This is a genomic window from Parerythrobacter jejuensis, assembly GCF_039536765.1.
Taxonomy (GTDB): domain Bacteria; phylum Pseudomonadota; class Alphaproteobacteria; order Sphingomonadales; family Sphingomonadaceae; genus Parerythrobacter; species Parerythrobacter jejuensis.
On sequence record NZ_BAAAZF010000001.1, the window covers coordinates 1,859,999 to 1,875,918 of the forward strand.

Annotated in this window: 15 protein-coding genes; 7 read left to right on the forward strand and 8 right to left on the reverse strand. The window is 61.2% G+C overall.

Features of this window, described 5'->3' with window-relative positions; translation table 11 throughout:
• The first annotated feature begins 6 nt into the window (after positions 1-6).
• Both ABD653_RS09195 and ABD653_RS09200 read left to right on the forward strand, forming a co-directional pair.
• Entirely contained in the window at positions 7-1,149 is a 1,143-nt protein-coding gene (locus ABD653_RS09195; protein WP_160780319.1) for a peptidoglycan DD-metalloendopeptidase family protein, read from the forward strand.
• A complete protein-coding gene (locus tag ABD653_RS09200) occupies positions 1,142-1,558 on the forward strand; it encodes a bactofilin family protein (protein ID WP_325065369.1) in 417 nt (138 codons plus the stop codon). Before ABD653_RS09195 ends, ABD653_RS09200 begins: the two co-directional genes overlap by 8 nt.
• Positions 1,559-1,617: 59 nt before the next feature.
• On the opposite strand, the gene ABD653_RS09205 is transcribed toward ABD653_RS09200, so the two are convergent.
• From ABD653_RS09205 to ABD653_RS09215, 3 genes are all read right to left on the reverse strand, one after another.
• Complete coding sequence (locus tag ABD653_RS09205; RefSeq protein WP_160778405.1) at positions 1,618-3,285, reverse strand: long-chain-fatty-acid--CoA ligase; 1,668 nt, start codon at positions 3,283-3,285, stop codon at positions 1,618-1,620.
• Between the two features lie 90 nt (positions 3,286-3,375).
• Positions 3,376-4,110 (reverse strand): DUF1013 domain-containing protein, encoded by a 735-nt coding sequence (locus ABD653_RS09210; protein WP_160778406.1) that lies wholly within the window; start codon positions 4,108-4,110, stop codon positions 3,376-3,378.
• Between the two features lie 139 nt (positions 4,111-4,249).
• A complete protein-coding gene (locus tag ABD653_RS09215; protein WP_160778407.1) occupies positions 4,250-5,260 on the reverse strand; it encodes an NAD(P)H-quinone oxidoreductase in 1,011 nt (336 codons plus the stop codon).
• Positions 5,261-5,354: 94 nt separating this feature from the next.
• Between ABD653_RS09215 and ABD653_RS09220 the strand changes: the two genes are divergently transcribed.
• The 5 genes from ABD653_RS09220 (at position 5,355) to ABD653_RS09240 (ending at position 11,350) form a co-directional block, all read left to right on the forward strand.
• On the forward strand, positions 5,355-5,573 hold the full coding sequence (locus ABD653_RS09220; RefSeq protein WP_407672740.1) for a DUF1192 domain-containing protein: 219 nt from the start codon (positions 5,355-5,357) through the stop codon (positions 5,571-5,573).
• A gap of 137 nt (positions 5,574-5,710) precedes the next feature.
• Positions 5,711-8,074 (forward strand): ATP-dependent Clp protease ATP-binding subunit ClpA, encoded by a 2,364-nt coding sequence (clpA, locus tag ABD653_RS09225; RefSeq protein ID WP_160778408.1) that lies wholly within the window; start codon positions 5,711-5,713, stop codon positions 8,072-8,074.
• Between the two features lie 68 nt (positions 8,075-8,142).
• Positions 8,143-9,174: a ligase-associated DNA damage response exonuclease gene (locus tag ABD653_RS09230; protein ID WP_160778409.1), complete on the forward strand. Its 1,032-nt coding sequence runs from the start codon at positions 8,143-8,145 to the stop codon at positions 9,172-9,174.
• Entirely contained in the window at positions 9,175-10,785 is a 1,611-nt protein-coding gene (locus ABD653_RS09235) for a cisplatin damage response ATP-dependent DNA ligase (RefSeq protein WP_160778410.1), read from the forward strand.
• 49 nt (positions 10,786-10,834) lie between these two features.
• Complete coding sequence (locus ABD653_RS09240) at positions 10,835-11,350, forward strand: DUF1993 domain-containing protein (RefSeq protein ID WP_160778411.1); 516 nt, start codon at positions 10,835-10,837, stop codon at positions 11,348-11,350.
• 137 nt (positions 11,351-11,487) lie between these two features.
• Here ABD653_RS09240 and ABD653_RS09245 read toward each other — a convergent pair whose 3' ends face one another.
• From ABD653_RS09245 to ABD653_RS09265, 5 genes are read right to left on the reverse strand one after another with little or no spacing between them, the layout of a single operon-like run.
• On the reverse strand, positions 11,488-12,069 hold the full coding sequence (locus tag ABD653_RS09245; RefSeq protein WP_160778412.1) for a gamma carbonic anhydrase family protein: 582 nt from the start codon (positions 12,067-12,069) through the stop codon (positions 11,488-11,490).
• A complete protein-coding gene (locus ABD653_RS09250) occupies positions 12,051-12,608 on the reverse strand; it encodes a GNAT family N-acetyltransferase (RefSeq protein WP_160778413.1) in 558 nt (185 codons plus the stop codon). The genes ABD653_RS09245 and ABD653_RS09250 overlap by 19 nt, the downstream gene beginning before the upstream one ends.
• Positions 12,601-13,176, reverse strand: a complete 576-nt coding sequence (locus ABD653_RS09255) for a GNAT family N-acetyltransferase (RefSeq protein WP_160778414.1) — start codon at positions 13,174-13,176, stop codon at positions 12,601-12,603. The genes ABD653_RS09250 and ABD653_RS09255 overlap by 8 nt, the downstream gene beginning before the upstream one ends.
• The gene (gene hemB, locus ABD653_RS09260; RefSeq protein ID WP_160778415.1) at positions 13,169-14,164 is read right to left on the reverse strand and encodes a porphobilinogen synthase; all 996 of its coding nucleotides are present in this window, start codon (positions 14,162-14,164) and stop codon (positions 13,169-13,171) included. Before hemB ends, ABD653_RS09255 begins: the two co-directional genes overlap by 8 nt.
• A gap of 51 nt (positions 14,165-14,215) precedes the next feature.
• A complete protein-coding gene (locus tag ABD653_RS09265) occupies positions 14,216-15,814 on the reverse strand; it encodes a peptidoglycan DD-metalloendopeptidase family protein (protein ID WP_160780321.1) in 1,599 nt (532 codons plus the stop codon).
• Positions 15,815-15,920: the final 106 nt, after the last annotated feature.

Below are 15,920 nucleotides of genomic sequence, written 5' to 3' on the forward strand. Positions count from 1 at the left end.
GCAAAGGTGGCAAACTGGTTCCCGGACCGTGAATTTTTCATGCGGTCGCAGGGACAGGTCCGTTTCATCAAGGTCAGTTCGCGCATGCAGAAGATCGCCGCCTCCGTGGTGGTGATCGCGCTGTTGGTTTGGGCCATCAGCATGGCCGTGATGTCGTGGACGCAATATCGCGCGCAGGCTGACCGACTTTCTTTGCTGGAACGAGAAGCGGAAGTGGCCACCGCGCAAGAACGGGTGAACGCCTATCGCGATGATCTCGGCTCGGTCACCGAAGACCTCCAGAAGCGCCAGGAATTCCTCGAGGCGATGACAGCCGCCCTGCCGGAAGACATCAAGGCTGAAGACAGCAGCACCGCTGGCACAGTTACCGATAGTTCGTCCGAAGCCGCAGAAACCGTTTCCAAGGTTAGCTCTTCCATCCCAGAAGCCGCCGAACTTGCCCGGATCGAAGCTCGCCAGCTGGCTTTTGTCGAAAAGCTGACTCGTTTCGCAGACCGCCGTGCAGCCCGCGCTGAACGCGCCATCCGTCAATTGGGCCTCAACCCGACAGCCATGCTCAAGGGCGCTGACCGGGAGGCCATGGGTGGCCCGTTGGAGATACTTGCGACCGGCGCTAACGGCTCTATCGACCCGCGCTTTGAACGGCTTGGCCTGAGCCTGGCCCGCATGGCGGCGCTTGAACGTGGCCTCGACGCCATCCCGCAGATCACCCCGACCAACCTCAACGTCACCAAGGTATCCTCCGGCTTCGGCTATCGCCGGGATCCCTTCACTGGTGGTGGTGCAATGCATTCAGGCCTGGACTTCAAGGGTCCGCGCGGCGCGCCGATCTATGCCGCGGCGAAAGGCGTGGTCAGCTATGCCGGCTGGAAATCCGGTTATGGCAAAACCATCGAGATCACCCACGGCAACGGCATGATGACACGCTACGCCCACATGTCGCGCTACTCAGCCACCGCCGGCCAGGTGGTTGATGCGGGTGACCCCATCGGCGCCATCGGCAGTACGGGCCGATCCACCGGGCCACACTTGCACTTCGAAGTGCGTATCAATGAACGCGCGGTCAATCCGCGCCCCTTCCTGGAGGCAGCCCCCAATGTTCTCAAAGAAGCCCGCAGAACCGGCAATGGGGACAATACCCGTGGCTAAAGCATCCAGCTCCTCCGGCAGCTTTTCCGTGATTGGTGGCGATGTCACCATCACCGGCAACATCGCCGCATCGACCGAATTGCACGTTGATGGCACCATCGATGGCGACATTGCCTGTTCTTCGCTTGTCCAGGGCGAGACATCGAAAGTGAACGGGGCGATCAAGGCGGAAAGCGCCCGGCTTGCCGGTACGGTCGAGGGATCGATTGACGCCCGCGAGCTGGTCATCCTGCGGACCGCAACGATCAAGGGCGATGTCCATTATGATGCGCTCACCATCGAACAGGGCGCGGCTGTCGACGGACGCTTTGCCCCGCGTGGGCATGGCAAATCCGCTGTCGCACCGCCGGTGGCGGCCTCGGGAGATACGGGCGGTGATGACGAGCCCAAGCTCAGCATCGCGACGTAAACCCGCGATATTCTAGAATAGCAAGAAAGGGCGCGGCTTCGGCACGCGCCCTTTTCGTATCAGCCGAGCACTTCGGCTCTCAATGCCTTGCGATCAAGCTTGCCGATAATCGTCTTGGGCAGCTCGTCACGGATCACAACCTTGTCGACCCGCTCATGCTTGCCGACCCGGTCGTTGAGCCATGATTTGAGCGAGTCGCCACCGATATCGACATCGCCCGCCAGCGTGATGAACACCCGGGGCACTTCACCCAGATAATCGTCGGGCACCCCGATCACGAGCGCTTCTTTCACGGCCTCGTGCTCCAGGATCACATCTTCGACCTGGCTCGGGAAGACTTTGAACCCGCCCACGGCGATCATATCCTTGATCCGGTCCACAATCTGCAGGAAGCCGTCACCGTCAACCACCGCAACATCGCCCGTGCGCAACCATGATTTGCCCTGATGGATGATGAAGGCATCGGCGGCCGCCTCGGGCCGGTTCCAGTAACCACGCATTATCTGCGGGCCGTGAATGGCCAATTCCCCGGGCTCGCCTTCGGGGGCCAGCTTGGTCGGATCTTCCTTGTCGAGGAACAGGAATTCCGTCCTGGCAACCACCTGCCCGATCGTGCCGCGCTTGCGCGTGCCGGCATAGGGATTGACCGAAACCACGCCGGAACTTTCGGTCAGGCCATAGCCCTCAACCAGCCGGACCCCGGTCACCTCTTCGAAGCGCGCATGGACCGGGGCAGGCATTGGCGCACCACCGGAAATGCAGACCTTGAGCGACGAAAGATCGGTTTTGGCCAGATCGGGATGGTCGAGCAGCGCCTGGAACATGGTCGGCACCCCGGGGAAGCCGGTCGCCTGGTATTTCTGGATCGTCTGCAACACCTGCTTCGCATCGAAGCGCGGCACCATCGCGATCGACCCGCCACTGGCCACGGCATGATTGAGCAGCGCGGTATTGGCGAACACGTGGAAGAAAGGCAGCGCGCCCATGAACACTTCCTTGTCCGCCTCCCCAAACGGATTGATGGCAGCGACCTGTTGGGCATTCATCACCAGCTGCGAATGGCCCAGCATAGCGCCTTTGGGGCGGCCGGTTGTGCCACCAGTATATTGCAGCAGGGCGAGGTCATTTTCCGCATCGAGCGCGACTGGCTCCGGCGCGCTGTCAGGCGTGCAGTCACGCCATTTCAGAGTTGCCTGCGACCAGCCGACCTTAGCGATCTTGCTGCGACCGAGTGTCTTGAGCAGCAACCCTTTGCCAAACGGAAGCATATCGGCAAGCGCGCCGACCACCAGGGTTTCCAGGTCCGATCCCTCCAGCACTTTGGCGGCCGTATCAAACAGTTCCAGCACATCGACCGTGACAAGCAAGCGGGTTCCCGAATCGCCGACCTGCCAGGCCAGTTCCTCGACCGAATAGAGCGGCGAAAAATTGACCACGACGGCCCCTGCCATCATCGCCCCGTAATAGGCCGATACATAAATTGGTACATTGGGGAGAAACAAGCCGACCCGGTCGCCCTTGGCGATACCGCGCGCTTGCAAGCCTGCAGCAAACCGCCGCGCTTCGCGATAGATTTCGCCGTAGCTGTAAGTACGGCCCATAAAATGGAGGAAGGGCGCTGCGGGAGCGCGGTCCGCCGTACGCTGGAACAGATCCGGCAAGGTCAGCAGGTCAAATTGCGCATCCCACGGTGTGGGATGATGATAGGCGAACTTACTTACATCCATGTCAGTGGCATGAATGCAAAGCCCGCCTCTCGCAAGGCGAAAGACGGGCTCAGCGTAAAGTTTTGATGGTCCGACGCTTGCGCCGCGTTGTTACGCGGGCGGATCGCCGCCTTCTTCACCATTGGCCTCATCCGCGCGCTTGGCTTCGAGCCATGCCGCAGCTTCTGCTTCCTGGGCTGCTTCGGAGGCAGCTTTTTCGTTGGCTGCACGCTCTGCCCGCAGCTCTTCGATCAGCTTTTCCTTGTCGCTGATCTTGCCGCCAGCCGCTTCTGCTTCGGTATCGGTTTCTTCGGTCAGGCCCGCCTTCTTCGCTGCTTTGGCCACAACCGCATCAAGCTCGCGCTGAGAACACAGGCCCAGGGTCACCGGATCCTTCGGCTGGATGTTCTGAATGTTCCAGTGGCTGCGTTCGCGGATAGCGCCGATCGTGTTGCGGGTCGTCCCGATCAGTTTGGAGATCTGGGCATCGGATACTTCGGGATGGCTGCGCAGGATCCAAGCGATGCCGTCGGGCTTGTCCTGACGCTTCGATACAGGCGTGTAGCGTGGGCCCTTGGTGCGGGTGACTTCGACGGGCGCCTTCTGCATTTTGAGCGAATAGGTCGCCTCGGCTTCGCCGCGGGCGATTTCGTCCTGCGTCAGCTCGCCCGAATGGAGCGGATCGCGGCCGGTGTATTTGCTGCCCGCCAGATCATCCGCCATCGCCTGCACTTCGAGGATGTGCAGGCCGCAAAATTCGGCAATCTGTTCGAACGACAGCCCGGTATTGTCGATCAGCCAGGTGGCTGTCGCATGCGGCATCAGTGGTTTGGGTTGGTCGGCCATGAAAGTCCCTGTCAAAAGCTAGGGTGAAAATAGAAGGGCCGCCCCTTTCGGAGCGGCCGCTTGGGGGATGATCTAGGCGCTCGGAGCGATTCCGGCAAGAGAAAGCCTGCATTGCCGGTTGCCCGCACCCAATGCGAAGTCAACCGCCCGCCACCTCCAGCACGATCTTGCCGATATGATCGCCCGCCTCCATCCGCGCATGAGCTGCCGCTGCTTCTGCCAGCGGAAAGCTCTTGTCCATGACCGGGCGGATCGTCTTGTCCTCGATCAGCGGCCACCCGACTTGCGCAATCTCGTTACAAAGCGCCGATTTGAAGGCATTGCTGCGTGGGCGCAGGGTAGAACCGGTCAGGGTCAGGCGACGGCTCATGATGAAAGCCATATTGAGCTCCGCCTTCGGGCCGCCCAGGATCGCGATGGTCACATGACGGCCATCTTCGGCAAGGCATTTGAGATTGCGCGGCACATAGTCCCCCGAGACCATGTCGAGGACGAGCTGGACCCCCTCGCCATCGGTGATGGATTTCACTTCGTCGACAAAGTCCGCAGTCTTGTAGTTGATCGCATGGTCTGCGCCGACGCCGCGCGCAGCGTCACATTTCGTGTCGTCGCCACAGGTCACGATGATCTGCATGTCGAATGCCTTGGCCAGCATGATCGCCATTGTGCCAATGCCACTGGTGCCGCCGTGAACCAGCAATGTCTCTCCGTCGCGCGCGCAGCCACGCTGGAAGACATTGTGCCACACCGTAAACAGCGTTTCCGGCAAGGCGGCCGCCTGGTCGAGCGGCAGGTCCTTCGGTACCGGCAGGCAGTGTCCCGCCGGGACGCAGCAATATTCAGCATAACCTCCACCGGGCGTCAGCGCGCAAACAGTGCGGCCGCGATGTGCCGCATCGACACCCTCGCCCACGGCAACAATCTGGCCGGATACCTCCAGCCCGAGGATCGGCGATGCTCCGGGCGGAGCCGGATAATGGCCCGCGCGCTGAATACAATCGGGCCGGTTGACGCCGGCCCACGCGACGCGGATCAGGACTTCCCCCACGCCTGGTTCAGGCACGGAGACAGTCTCCGTCCGCAGCACATCAGCTGCGCCTGGCCCGTCCATGCCAATCGCCGTCATCACGTCTGGAAGAGTGTTCGCCATCTGCCCCTGCCTGTTGCGGTGAAAGAACGCGCCCTGTTTTTTGCGTGCACCTAGCCCTAGGACTTATTGACAGCAAGCGCTCTGGGGGGTGAGTATGGCCATTGTCATGGAAGACGATGACCTTCCACGCCCGCGCGGCGACGCAGCCAGCAAGCTGGCAGCAGAGGATCTTGGCCCCTATTCACAAGATGAACTGGCCGAGCGTATTCGCCTGTTGCAACTGGAAATTGCCCGCGTCGAACAACACCGGACTGCCGCCGCAAGCCACCGCGCGGCGGCCGACGCCCTGTTCAGCAGCAAGGGCAGGGGATGATTTCCCGCGACCCTTCACAGCGCGCCCTTCGCTTACCATATGCTGGATATCCCGCACGGCACCTTTCAGCATCCATCAACCGTGCCGTTACACAAACCCATCCACCGGAAGCTTTTTCCAGAATCGGATAGTCGCGCATGCCCAGTTTCGCCCAGAACCTCGAAAAGACGCTCCACACCGCGATCGATTCCGCGCGCGACCGGCGTCATGAATATGCGACCCTGGAGCATTTGCTCCTCGCGCTGATCGCGGACGAGGACGCAGCCGAAGTGATGACGTCATGCGGCGTCGACCTGCATGAACTGGGTGAGGTCGTGAAGGCCTATCTCGACCAGGAGTACCAGTCGCTGAAAACGGAAGAAGGCAGCGAACCGCAGCCGACAGCCGGATTCCAGCGGGTCATCCAGCGCGCGATCCTGCATGTGCAATCGAGCGGCAAGGATATGGTCACCGGGGCCAATGTACTGGTCGCGCTATTTTCCGAACGCGACAGCTATGCCGTCTACTTCCTGCAACAGCAGGATATGAGCAGGCTCGATGCGGTCAGCTTCATCAGCCATGGCATTGGCAAGGGCGGCAAGCAGCTGGAAAACAAGACTCCGCAAGGGGCAGATGACGCACAGGGTGACGAGAAGGCCGAGGGCGGAAAAGCCAAGGAAACTGCGCTCGACCAATTCACCGTCAATCTCAACAAGAAGGCGGAAGATGGCAAAGTCGATCCGCTGATCGGCCGCGGGCCAGAAGTGGATCGCACGGTCCAGATCCTGTGTCGCCGCAGCAAGAACAACCCGCTTTATGTCGGTGACCCTGGCGTTGGCAAAACCGCCATCGCCGAAGGTCTTGCGCGCAAGATCGTCGAAGGCGATGTGCCCGAGGTACTCGAAGGCGCGGTGATCTACTCGCTCGACATGGGTGCGCTGCTGGCGGGCACACGCTATCGCGGCGATTTCGAGGAACGGCTAAAGCAAGTCGTCTCCGAGCTTGAGAAGATGCCCGAGGCGATTCTCTTCATCGACGAAATCCACACAGTGATCGGGGCAGGCGCGACCAGTGGCGGAGCGATGGACGCATCCAACCTGCTAAAGCCAGCGCTTAGCGGCGGCACCATCCGCTGCGTCGGCTCGACCACGTACAAAGAATTCCGCAACCACTTCGAGAAGGATCGCGCGCTGCTACGCCGGTTCCAGAAGATCGATGTGAACGAGCCGACGATCGAAGATACGATCAAGATACTCAAAGGGCTGAAAAGCGCCTTCGAAGATCATCACAAGGTGAAGTACACGCCCGACGCACTGAAAACCGCCGTCGAGCTGTCGGCGCGCTATATCAATGACCGCAAGCTGCCTGACAAAGCGATCGATGTGGTCGATGAGGTGGGTGCGATGCAAATGCTGGTCCCGCCCAGCCGCCGCAAGAAGAAGATTACCGCGCGCGAGATCGAGCAGGTCATCGCAACCATGGCCCGCATCCCGCCAAAATCGGTCAGCAAGGACGACAAGAAGGCGCTCGAGAATCTCGAACGCGATCTGAAGCATGTCGTGTTCGGGCAGGACCCGGCGGTGAAGAAGCTCTCGACCGCAATGAAGCTGTCACGGGCTGGCCTACGCGATCCGGACAAGCCGATTGGCAGTTTTCTGTTCAGCGGCCCGACCGGCGTCGGCAAGACCGAAGTCGCGCGCCAGCTTGCCTCGATCATGGGGATCGAGCTCAAGCGCTTTGATATGTCCGAATATATGGAGCGCCATAGCGTTTCACGCCTGATCGGCGCGCCTCCGGGCTATGTCGGGTATGATCAGGGCGGCCTGCTGACCGATGCGGTCGACCAGAACCCGCATTGCGTGTTGCTGCTCGACGAAATCGAGAAAGCGCATCCGGATTTGTTCAACATCCTGTTGCAGGTGATGGATAATGGCCGCCTGACCGACCATCACGGCAAGACGGTCGATTTCCGCAATGTTGTGCTGGTAATGACGACCAATGCCGGGGCCGCCGATATGGCGAGCCAGGGCATCGGGTTCGGCGATGTCAGCAAGGAAGATGCCAGCGAAGAGGCCGTGAAGCGGGTGTTCACGCCGGAATTTCGCAACCGCCTCGATGCCATCGTGCCGTTCGGCTATCTCGGCAAGGACACCATCGCCCGCGTCGTCGACAAATTCATCCTCCAGCTCGAATTGCAACTGGCCGAGCAGAATGTCGACATCCAGTTCGATGCCGCAGCGCGCGAATGGTTGGGTGAAAAAGGCTATGACCGCCTGTTTGGGGCGCGCCCGATGGGCCGTCTGCTGCAGGAACGGATCAAGCAGCCACTGGCCGAAGAGCTGCTGTTCGGCAAACTCGCGGATGGCGGCGAGGTGCAGGTCAGCATCAAGGACGGCAAGCCCAATTTCGAGCTCACGCCTGCGCCGCCCAAGGCCAAGCCTAAGCGCAAGCCGCCCGCGAAAAAGAAGCCGGCAGCCAAGAAGCCCGAGGCAGACGCCGAAGATAGCGGCGACAAGGGCTGACACAGGACTTCAACGACATTTGGGGGCGCGGATCGGGAACGGTTCGCGCCCCCTTTCTTTGAATAACCATGGCAGCACCCTTTTCCTGGATCCGGCCCGAGCCGTGGGGCATCCATGTGGTGCCCGCAGATGCGTGGATCGATCCAGGCCGGGCGGTTGATAAGGCGTTGGTGACGCATGGCCACGCCGATCATGCGCGCGGCGGGCATGGCGAAACAGTTGCCACCCCCGAAACTCTGGCAATCATGGCGCTACGCTATCGCACCGGGGTCGAGGACGGTAGCGGCGAAATGCCATCAAAGGCCACCGCGGCGGCCTACGGCGAAACGATCCGCCTGCCCGGCGGGGTCGAAGCCACCTATATTCCCGCCGGCCATGTCCTGGGCAGCGCGCAGATCCTGCTCGAGCATGCAGGCGAGCGGGTGGTGGTGACAGGTGATTACAAGCGCAGCCCCGATCCGACCTGCCCGCCTTTCGAAGTGACGCCATGCGATATCTTCATCACGGAGGCGACATTTGGCCTGCCTGTCTTCGCGCACCCCCCTATCGAAGAGGAAATGTCCAAGCTGCTGGCACGCCTGACCGCATATCCCGATCGCTGTGTGCTGATCGGTGCATACGCTTTAGGCAAGGCGCAGCGAGTGATCGCGGAACTGCGCACCGCAGGGCATAACCAACCGATCTACCTCCACGGGGCGATGGAGAAGATGTGCCGCCTGTATGAGGATCATGGCGTCAATCTGGGCGAGCTGCGGCTGGTGAGTGACGCCAAGAAGGACGATATGCGGGGACATTTCGTGATCTGCCCGCCCTCGGCGCTCAATGATCGCTGGAGCCGCCGGCTGCCCGACCCGATTACCGCCATGGCAAGCGGATGGATGCGCGTGCGCCAGCGTGCCCGGCAGCGCAATGTCGAGTTGCCCTTGATCATCTCCGACCATGCCGACTGGGGCGAATTGACCCGCACTATCGAAGAAGTTGATCCGCACGAAACCTGGGTCACTCATGGTCGCGAGGAAGCCCTGTTGCGCTGGCACCAGCTCCATCAACGCCGCGCCAAGGCGCTGGCGCTGGTCGGACGCGAGGATGAGGACGAGTAGGTGGAACAATTCGCCACCTTAATCGACGCGCTGGTCTATACGCGTAGCCGCAACGAGAAATTGCGGCTGATCGCGGAATATTTGCGCGCCACGCCCGACCCCGATCGGGGATGGGCTTTGGCGGCGCTGACCGACGGTCTTGATTTTCCCGCCGTGAAGTCGAGCGCGATCCGCAACATTATGAAGGATCGGATCGATCCGGTGCTGTGGACGCTCAGTCGTGATTTCGTCGGGGATACCGCAGAAACAGCCAGCCTTTTGTGGTCTGCCCCCGGAAATGACGTCGCGACGTCGCCGCAAGTTTCTGAAGTGGTTGATCTTCTCTCCGCTATGACGCGCAAATCGGTTGGCACCGAACTACCCGCTTTGCTCGATCGCCTCGACGCCTCGGGGCGATATGCGCTGTTGAAGCTGGCTACAGGCGCGATGCGGATCGGGATCTCCTCCCGCCTTGCCAAAGTCGCCTTTGCCCAGGCTTTCGACGTCGATGTCGAGGAGGTCGAAGAATATTGGCACGGGCTCAAACCACCCTATGCCGAGCTGTTCGCCTGGGCCGCCGATGGCGCCGCGCCACCCGATATCGACAACCTGCCCACTTTCCGTCCCTTCATGCTCGCCCATCCGCTGGAAGACAGCGTGGTCGATATGAAGGACTACGCCGCCGAGTGGAAATGGGACGGCATTCGGGTCCAGCTGGTCCATGCCGGCGGTGAAACCCGCGTCTTCTCCCGCTCGGGCGATGACATATCACGGACATTTCCCGAAATGCTGGATGCGCTTCAAGTGCCGGCCGTACTGGACGGGGAGCTACTGGTTCGGGGTAGTACTCAGGGTGGGGAAGCCGGATCGCGCAGCCAGGGCGGTGCTGCCAGCTTCAATGCGCTGCAACAGCGGCTCGGCCGCAAGACCGTGTCCAAGAAGATGCTGGCGGAAAGCCCCGCCTTTGTGCGGCTCTACGATGCGCTCATACTTGAGGGCAACGATCTGCGCGAACACGCATGGGAGGATCGCCGGGCGCGTCTCGAGGAATTCATACCGCGGCTGCCCGATACGCATTTCGACATCAGCGCGATTGTGGAGGCCGACAGTTTCGAGCATCTCGCCAGCATCCGCGAAGGCGCGCGCGAGGACGCGATCGAAGGGCTGATGCTCAAACGCCGCGACAGCCCCTATCTGGCCGGCCGCAAAACCGGGCTGTGGTACAAATGGAAGCGCGATCCGCTGCTGGTCGATTGCGTGCTGATGTATGCCCAGCGCGGCAGCGGGAAGCGATCAAGCTTCTATTCGGACTACACATTCGGCTGTTGGGACGGCGATCCCGACAAGGGGGCGGACCTTCTGCCGGTGGGCAAGGCCTATTCCGGCTTCACCGACGAAGAACTGAAGAAACTGGATCGGCTGGTGCGCCAGACAACCCTTAATCGCTTCGGCCCGGTGCGCGAAGTCGAGCGGACCCTAGTATTCGAAGTTGCTTTCGACAGTGTCCATACCAGCAAACGCCACAAATCGGGCCTCGCCATGCGGTTCCCCCGCATCCATCGCATCCGCTGGGACAAGCCGGTGCACGAAGCAGACCGCATCGCCGCGTTGCATTCTTTGATCCGCGATTAGGTTGTAATTCAAAACTTACCTCTCTAGATCGAGGGCAAAGGAGAATTCCATGTCCCTCTATGATCTCGCCATCCCGACCTATCGCAACATGCTCCAGGCCCTCGACCGGTTTTTGGCAAAGGCCGAAGACCATAGCGAAGGTGACGCGCTGCTGGCCGAGCGCCTGAGCGAAGACATGCACCCGCTTTCGACCCAGGTCCGCTTTGTCACCAATTTGCCCTTCGAGGGACTCCAGCGCCTGACCGGCAAGCCTTTCACTTCACTGGAGGAGGATCCCGAGACGCTGGCAGCTTCGCGCAAGCTGGTGGCGGAAGCACTGCAGCGGCTGGCGACATTCACGACTGATGACTTCCCTGCCGCCGATACTGCTCTCGAAATGGAAATTCCGAACGGCATGACCTTCGATCTGACGGCGGAACAGCATTTGCGCGACTGGAGCTTTCCCAACTTCTATTTCCACACCAGCGCGGCTTATGCGATCTTGCGCATGAAGGGCATTCCGCTGGGCAAGCTCGACCTGATGGGGCACATGATGCCCTATCTGCGCCAGCCGACACCAGCCTGACCCAGTAGTAGCGCAATGCAACTTTGCGCTGTCTTTCAAGTAGCGTTGTCTGCAAACGGCTGCTGTTCTTTGCCACCTTCAACCCAACAATCCCCCGGGCGGTGTCGGGTTTGCCACCCTGTCAGGCCTTGCTGCCGTCAGCCCAGAGCTTTTACCGCCGCTTTGTGATGCCGGGCGTTCTCGACATAGTGCGCCACGCCGGCCCGCATGCCCATCACCGCCGGGTCGCTCAAATCCTTGAGCGGCTTGGCCGGGCGGCCCGCCCACAGGCTGCGCGGTTCCATGACTTTCCCTTCCGTCAGCATGGCGCCCGCTGCCAGCATCGCATCGCTGCCGATGAGCGCTTTGTTCATCGCAATCGCCCCCAGGCCGACAAAGCCGCGATCCTCGATCACGCAGCCATGGACCATCGCCATGTGGCCGATCAGCACGTCATCCCCGATCAACAGGGGGGAGCCATCCGGGTCGCCTGGTCGCTCGGGATCGCAATGCAGAACACTGCCATCCTGCACATTGCTGCGCTGCCCGATTACGATGCGGCTGACATCGGCGCGCAGCACGCAATTATACCAGATCGAGCTGTCTGCCCCGATTGTGACATCGCCGACCAGTATGGAACCAGGCGCAATAAAGGCGCTGTCGTGGATTTGCGGTGTCTTGCCGTGGATCGGGATGATGCGGACACCAGGTGGCGGAGTGGTCACTTCGAATTCTCCCATTGCTCTCGGGTCAGCGAATACTGGATGGTCGGGTTGTCATCCGGCGGGAAAGCCGGATCGTCAAAATCCAGATCCGGCCTGCGCTCCATGCCAAGCTTCTCCATCAGGCGCCAGCTTGGCACATTCCGCTCTGCGGTAAGAGCTACCAGAACAGGTGCATCATGACGGGTAAAGGCCCAATCGATTACTGCACGCATAGCTTCACCGGCATAGCCGCGACGCCAGCGATCTTCGCGCACCAGCCAGCCGATTTCGAAATCCCCCTGGTTGGGTGCAGCAGGATGGTCGACCTTCTTCAGCCCTGCATGGCCAACCAGTGCTCCGCTCGCCTTCTCGATCATCATCATGAAACCAAAGCCGTCGCGGGCAAACGAGCTCATCGATTTTGCGTGCTTCGCCTCGATCTCGTGCAGCTCCTTCACGCCGCCGAGATGCTCCATCACAATAGGCGAGTTGAGAACGCGAAACTGCAGCGCTGCGTCACTCTCCTCGATCGTGCGCAAGACCAGCCGACCAGTCTCGAGGACGAGATCAGCCATCGCGCCGGGCCGCCCAGCGTTCCCTGCTTATGAGATAGACGATGATGTTCTGGCCCGCCGCCCACGATTCGTGGTCGGGAAAGTCCATATCTGCCCGCCGCTCCATACCCAGGCGGCGCATCAGGCCCCAACTCGGCGCGTTCTCTTCTACCGTCAGTGCGATAACATGCGGGGCGTCGAATTGCGTGAAAGCAAGATCAATCGAGGCCTTGGCCGCTTCCTTGGCGTAACCGTGGCCCCAGGCATCCTCGCGCAACCGCCAGCCGGCCTCCATATCGCCGAGTGGGCCATTCTCCTCATTACACCGCTTGAGTCCGCAGAACCCGATGATTTCACCCGCCAAATGGCCGCCATCATCTTTGCGCTGCGTTACCCAGAATGTGTGCCCGTGATCGCGCTTGTAGCCGAGTAACCGTTCTTCTGCATGGCGGCGGACCTCCTCGCTAGCCAATCCACCAAGATGGCGCATAACATTCGGCGTATTGAGATGCCGCCAAAACGGCTCCCAATCCTCATCGCGCCAATCGCGCAGGACCAGGCGTTCGGTTTCGTGGCGAAAGTCAGCCATTGAGCAATCTGGCGGCATCTGGCGCATGATAGGTCAGCACCCCACTGCAACCGGCGCGTTTGAAGGCGATCAGCTTTTCCATCAGCAACGCGTTGCGATCACCCACGCCGGCGGCGGCACCTGCTTCGATCAGGGCATATTCGCCGCTGACCTGATAAGCGAAGACCGGCACGCCGAAGGCTTCTTTCGCGCGCCAGATAATGTCGAGATAGGCGAGGCCCGGCTTGACCATCACGCTGTCCGCGCCTTCGTCGATATCCAAGGCGATTTCGCGCAAGGCCTCGTCGCCATTGGCGGGGTCCATCTGGTAGCTCTTCTTGTCTCCCTTCAGCAGCCCGCCGGAGCCGACAGCATCGCGGAACGGGCCATAGAATGCCGAAGCATATTTGGCGGCATAGGCCATGATCTGGACATTGGGATGCTCACCCATTTCCAGCGCCATGCGGATCGATTTCACCCGTCCGTCCATCATATCGGACGGGGCAATAATATCGGCACCAGCTTGGGCCTGGTTGATGGCCTGGTCCACCAAGACGGCAACCGTATCATCGTTCACCACATATCCGGCGTCATCCAGCAATCCGTCCTGTCCGTGGCTGGTATAGGGATCGAGGGCGACATCGGTCAGGATACCAATATCATTGCCGCATGCATCACGGACCGCCTTGATAGCACGGCACATCAAATTGTCGGGATCGTAAGCTTCCTTGCCATCATCCGATCGTTTTTCCGGCGGCGTATTCGGGAACAGCGCGATGCACGGAATACCCAGATCAATGGCCTCTTTCGCCCGCGCAACGATCCCGTCGACAGACCAGCGTGATACACCGGGAAGGCTGCCAACCGGCTCTTCCTGCCCTTGACCCTCGATAATGAACAGCGGCCAGATCAAGTCGGCAGGCGTGAGCACCGTCTCGCGATGCATGGCGCGGCTCCATGCGGTGGCACGGGTACGGCGCAGGCGGGTGTTGGGATAGGCAGCAGGCATGGCGCGACTGTTGCCGCAAAGCAGGGCTGTGCGCAATCACTGGAAGCCGGGTTAGCCTTCGACCTTCCGCGCATAGGTCGCCGCGAGCTTGTCAATTTCGCGCTGGGGCTGCTCCTGCTCCTCCACGCGGGGGGCGAGATCTTCCAGCGCAGAGCCGGTCTCAAGCGTCTTGAGCTGGGACAGCGAAGAGCGGAACCGGCGCAGCTCATCGCCCGAAAGCTGGGCCCGGGTGACATAACGCACCGACGCCGGATTGATCGAACGCCCGTTACGATACATTTCGTAGTGCAAATGCGGGCCGGTGGAGAGGCCGGTCGATCCGACATAGCCGATCACCTGGCCGCGCCGGACGCTCTGCCCGCGGCGAACCGCCATCTTGCTCATGTGGCAATAGCGCGTTTCGAGACTACCCGCATGTTTCAACCGCACGGCAATGCCGCAACCGCCCATGCGCCCTGCCCCGGATACCCGGCCATCGGTAACAGCGCGGATCGGCGTTCCATATCCGGCCCGATAGTCGAGCCCGCTATGCATCCGGCGATATCCGAGGATCGGGTGGCGCCGCATACCGTAGCGCGAGCCAACCTTGCCATTCACAGGCGCAACCAATCCGCTGCGCTGCTCGCCTACACCCGAAGCTTCGAAGAACTTGCCGTCACTGCCCCATCGCATCAGCTGGGTCTTGGCCTTTCCGTCGCGCTCGATCCCGGCGAAGAGCAGCTTGCCGGCCTGGCGCTCCCCCGTGGCAGCGCGGCGGTAAGATACGATCATGTCGAATGTGTCGCTTGACCGCGCCGAACGGTCGAGATCGGTATGGTCGCCGAGCACTTTGAGATATTGCTGGACGGCACTGGCCGGTGCTCCGGCCGCCCGAGCCGAGCGGTACAGGCTGGACCCGACCGTCCCGCGAATGCGCAAGGGTGTATCGTCGACCCGAATTGGCTTGCGCTGCAATGACAGATTACCGTCATCACCACGCTGTATTGCCAAGGCGAGATCGAACTTCGCGCGGAAGTCGAGCGCTTCCAATGGGCGCGTGGCGCCCGGTTCGGGGCGGCGGCCCAGGGTTATGTCCAGCTGCGTGCCGGACTGGATATCACCAAGCGCTATGCTGCGTGACACCAAGTCGACAACCCTGTCAGCATCGCCTGCGCCAACTCCAGCACGGCGCAGCATGCGGCCAAAACTGTCGCCCTGCGCCAGTGTCGCGACCATCTGGATCTGCGGACGCTCGGGAGCTGAAGGCAGATCGGTAACAGATTGGGCTGCCCCCATCCGACTGCCGCTGTCACTGCCCAAGGCAAGCGGCATGATGGCCTGGCTGCGAAACTCTTCGCGCGCCTGCTGGTCCAGTTGGACGGCAGGAGCAGCCTCTAGTGGAGCAAAGCTGGGCCAGAAAGACAGCGCCGCTGCGGAAAGGCCCAGCAATGTCACGAGGCCACGGAACCAGCGGACCGTTCCGATTTGTTCGGCAAGGTCCGGCGCCAGATCGAGGGCTTCGAGCCTCTCGGTCGCCTCGAAGCGCCAATTGTGAATTTTTTCGCGCACATTGCTGGCGCGCTGCAGGACGCGGGGGCGATCAGCTTCGATGACCTGGGCATGCGAAAGGGTAACGGTGCGCCAATCGCCGCCGTTTTCCTGACCGGACATATCCCCGGCCCCCGTTTCTACACGCGCCTGATACAGTGCGCCCTCCTTGCTCAAAGGAGTCGCCGGCAGTTGTTGCCTGGTGCGACCCGACCCGCCGGACTCCATG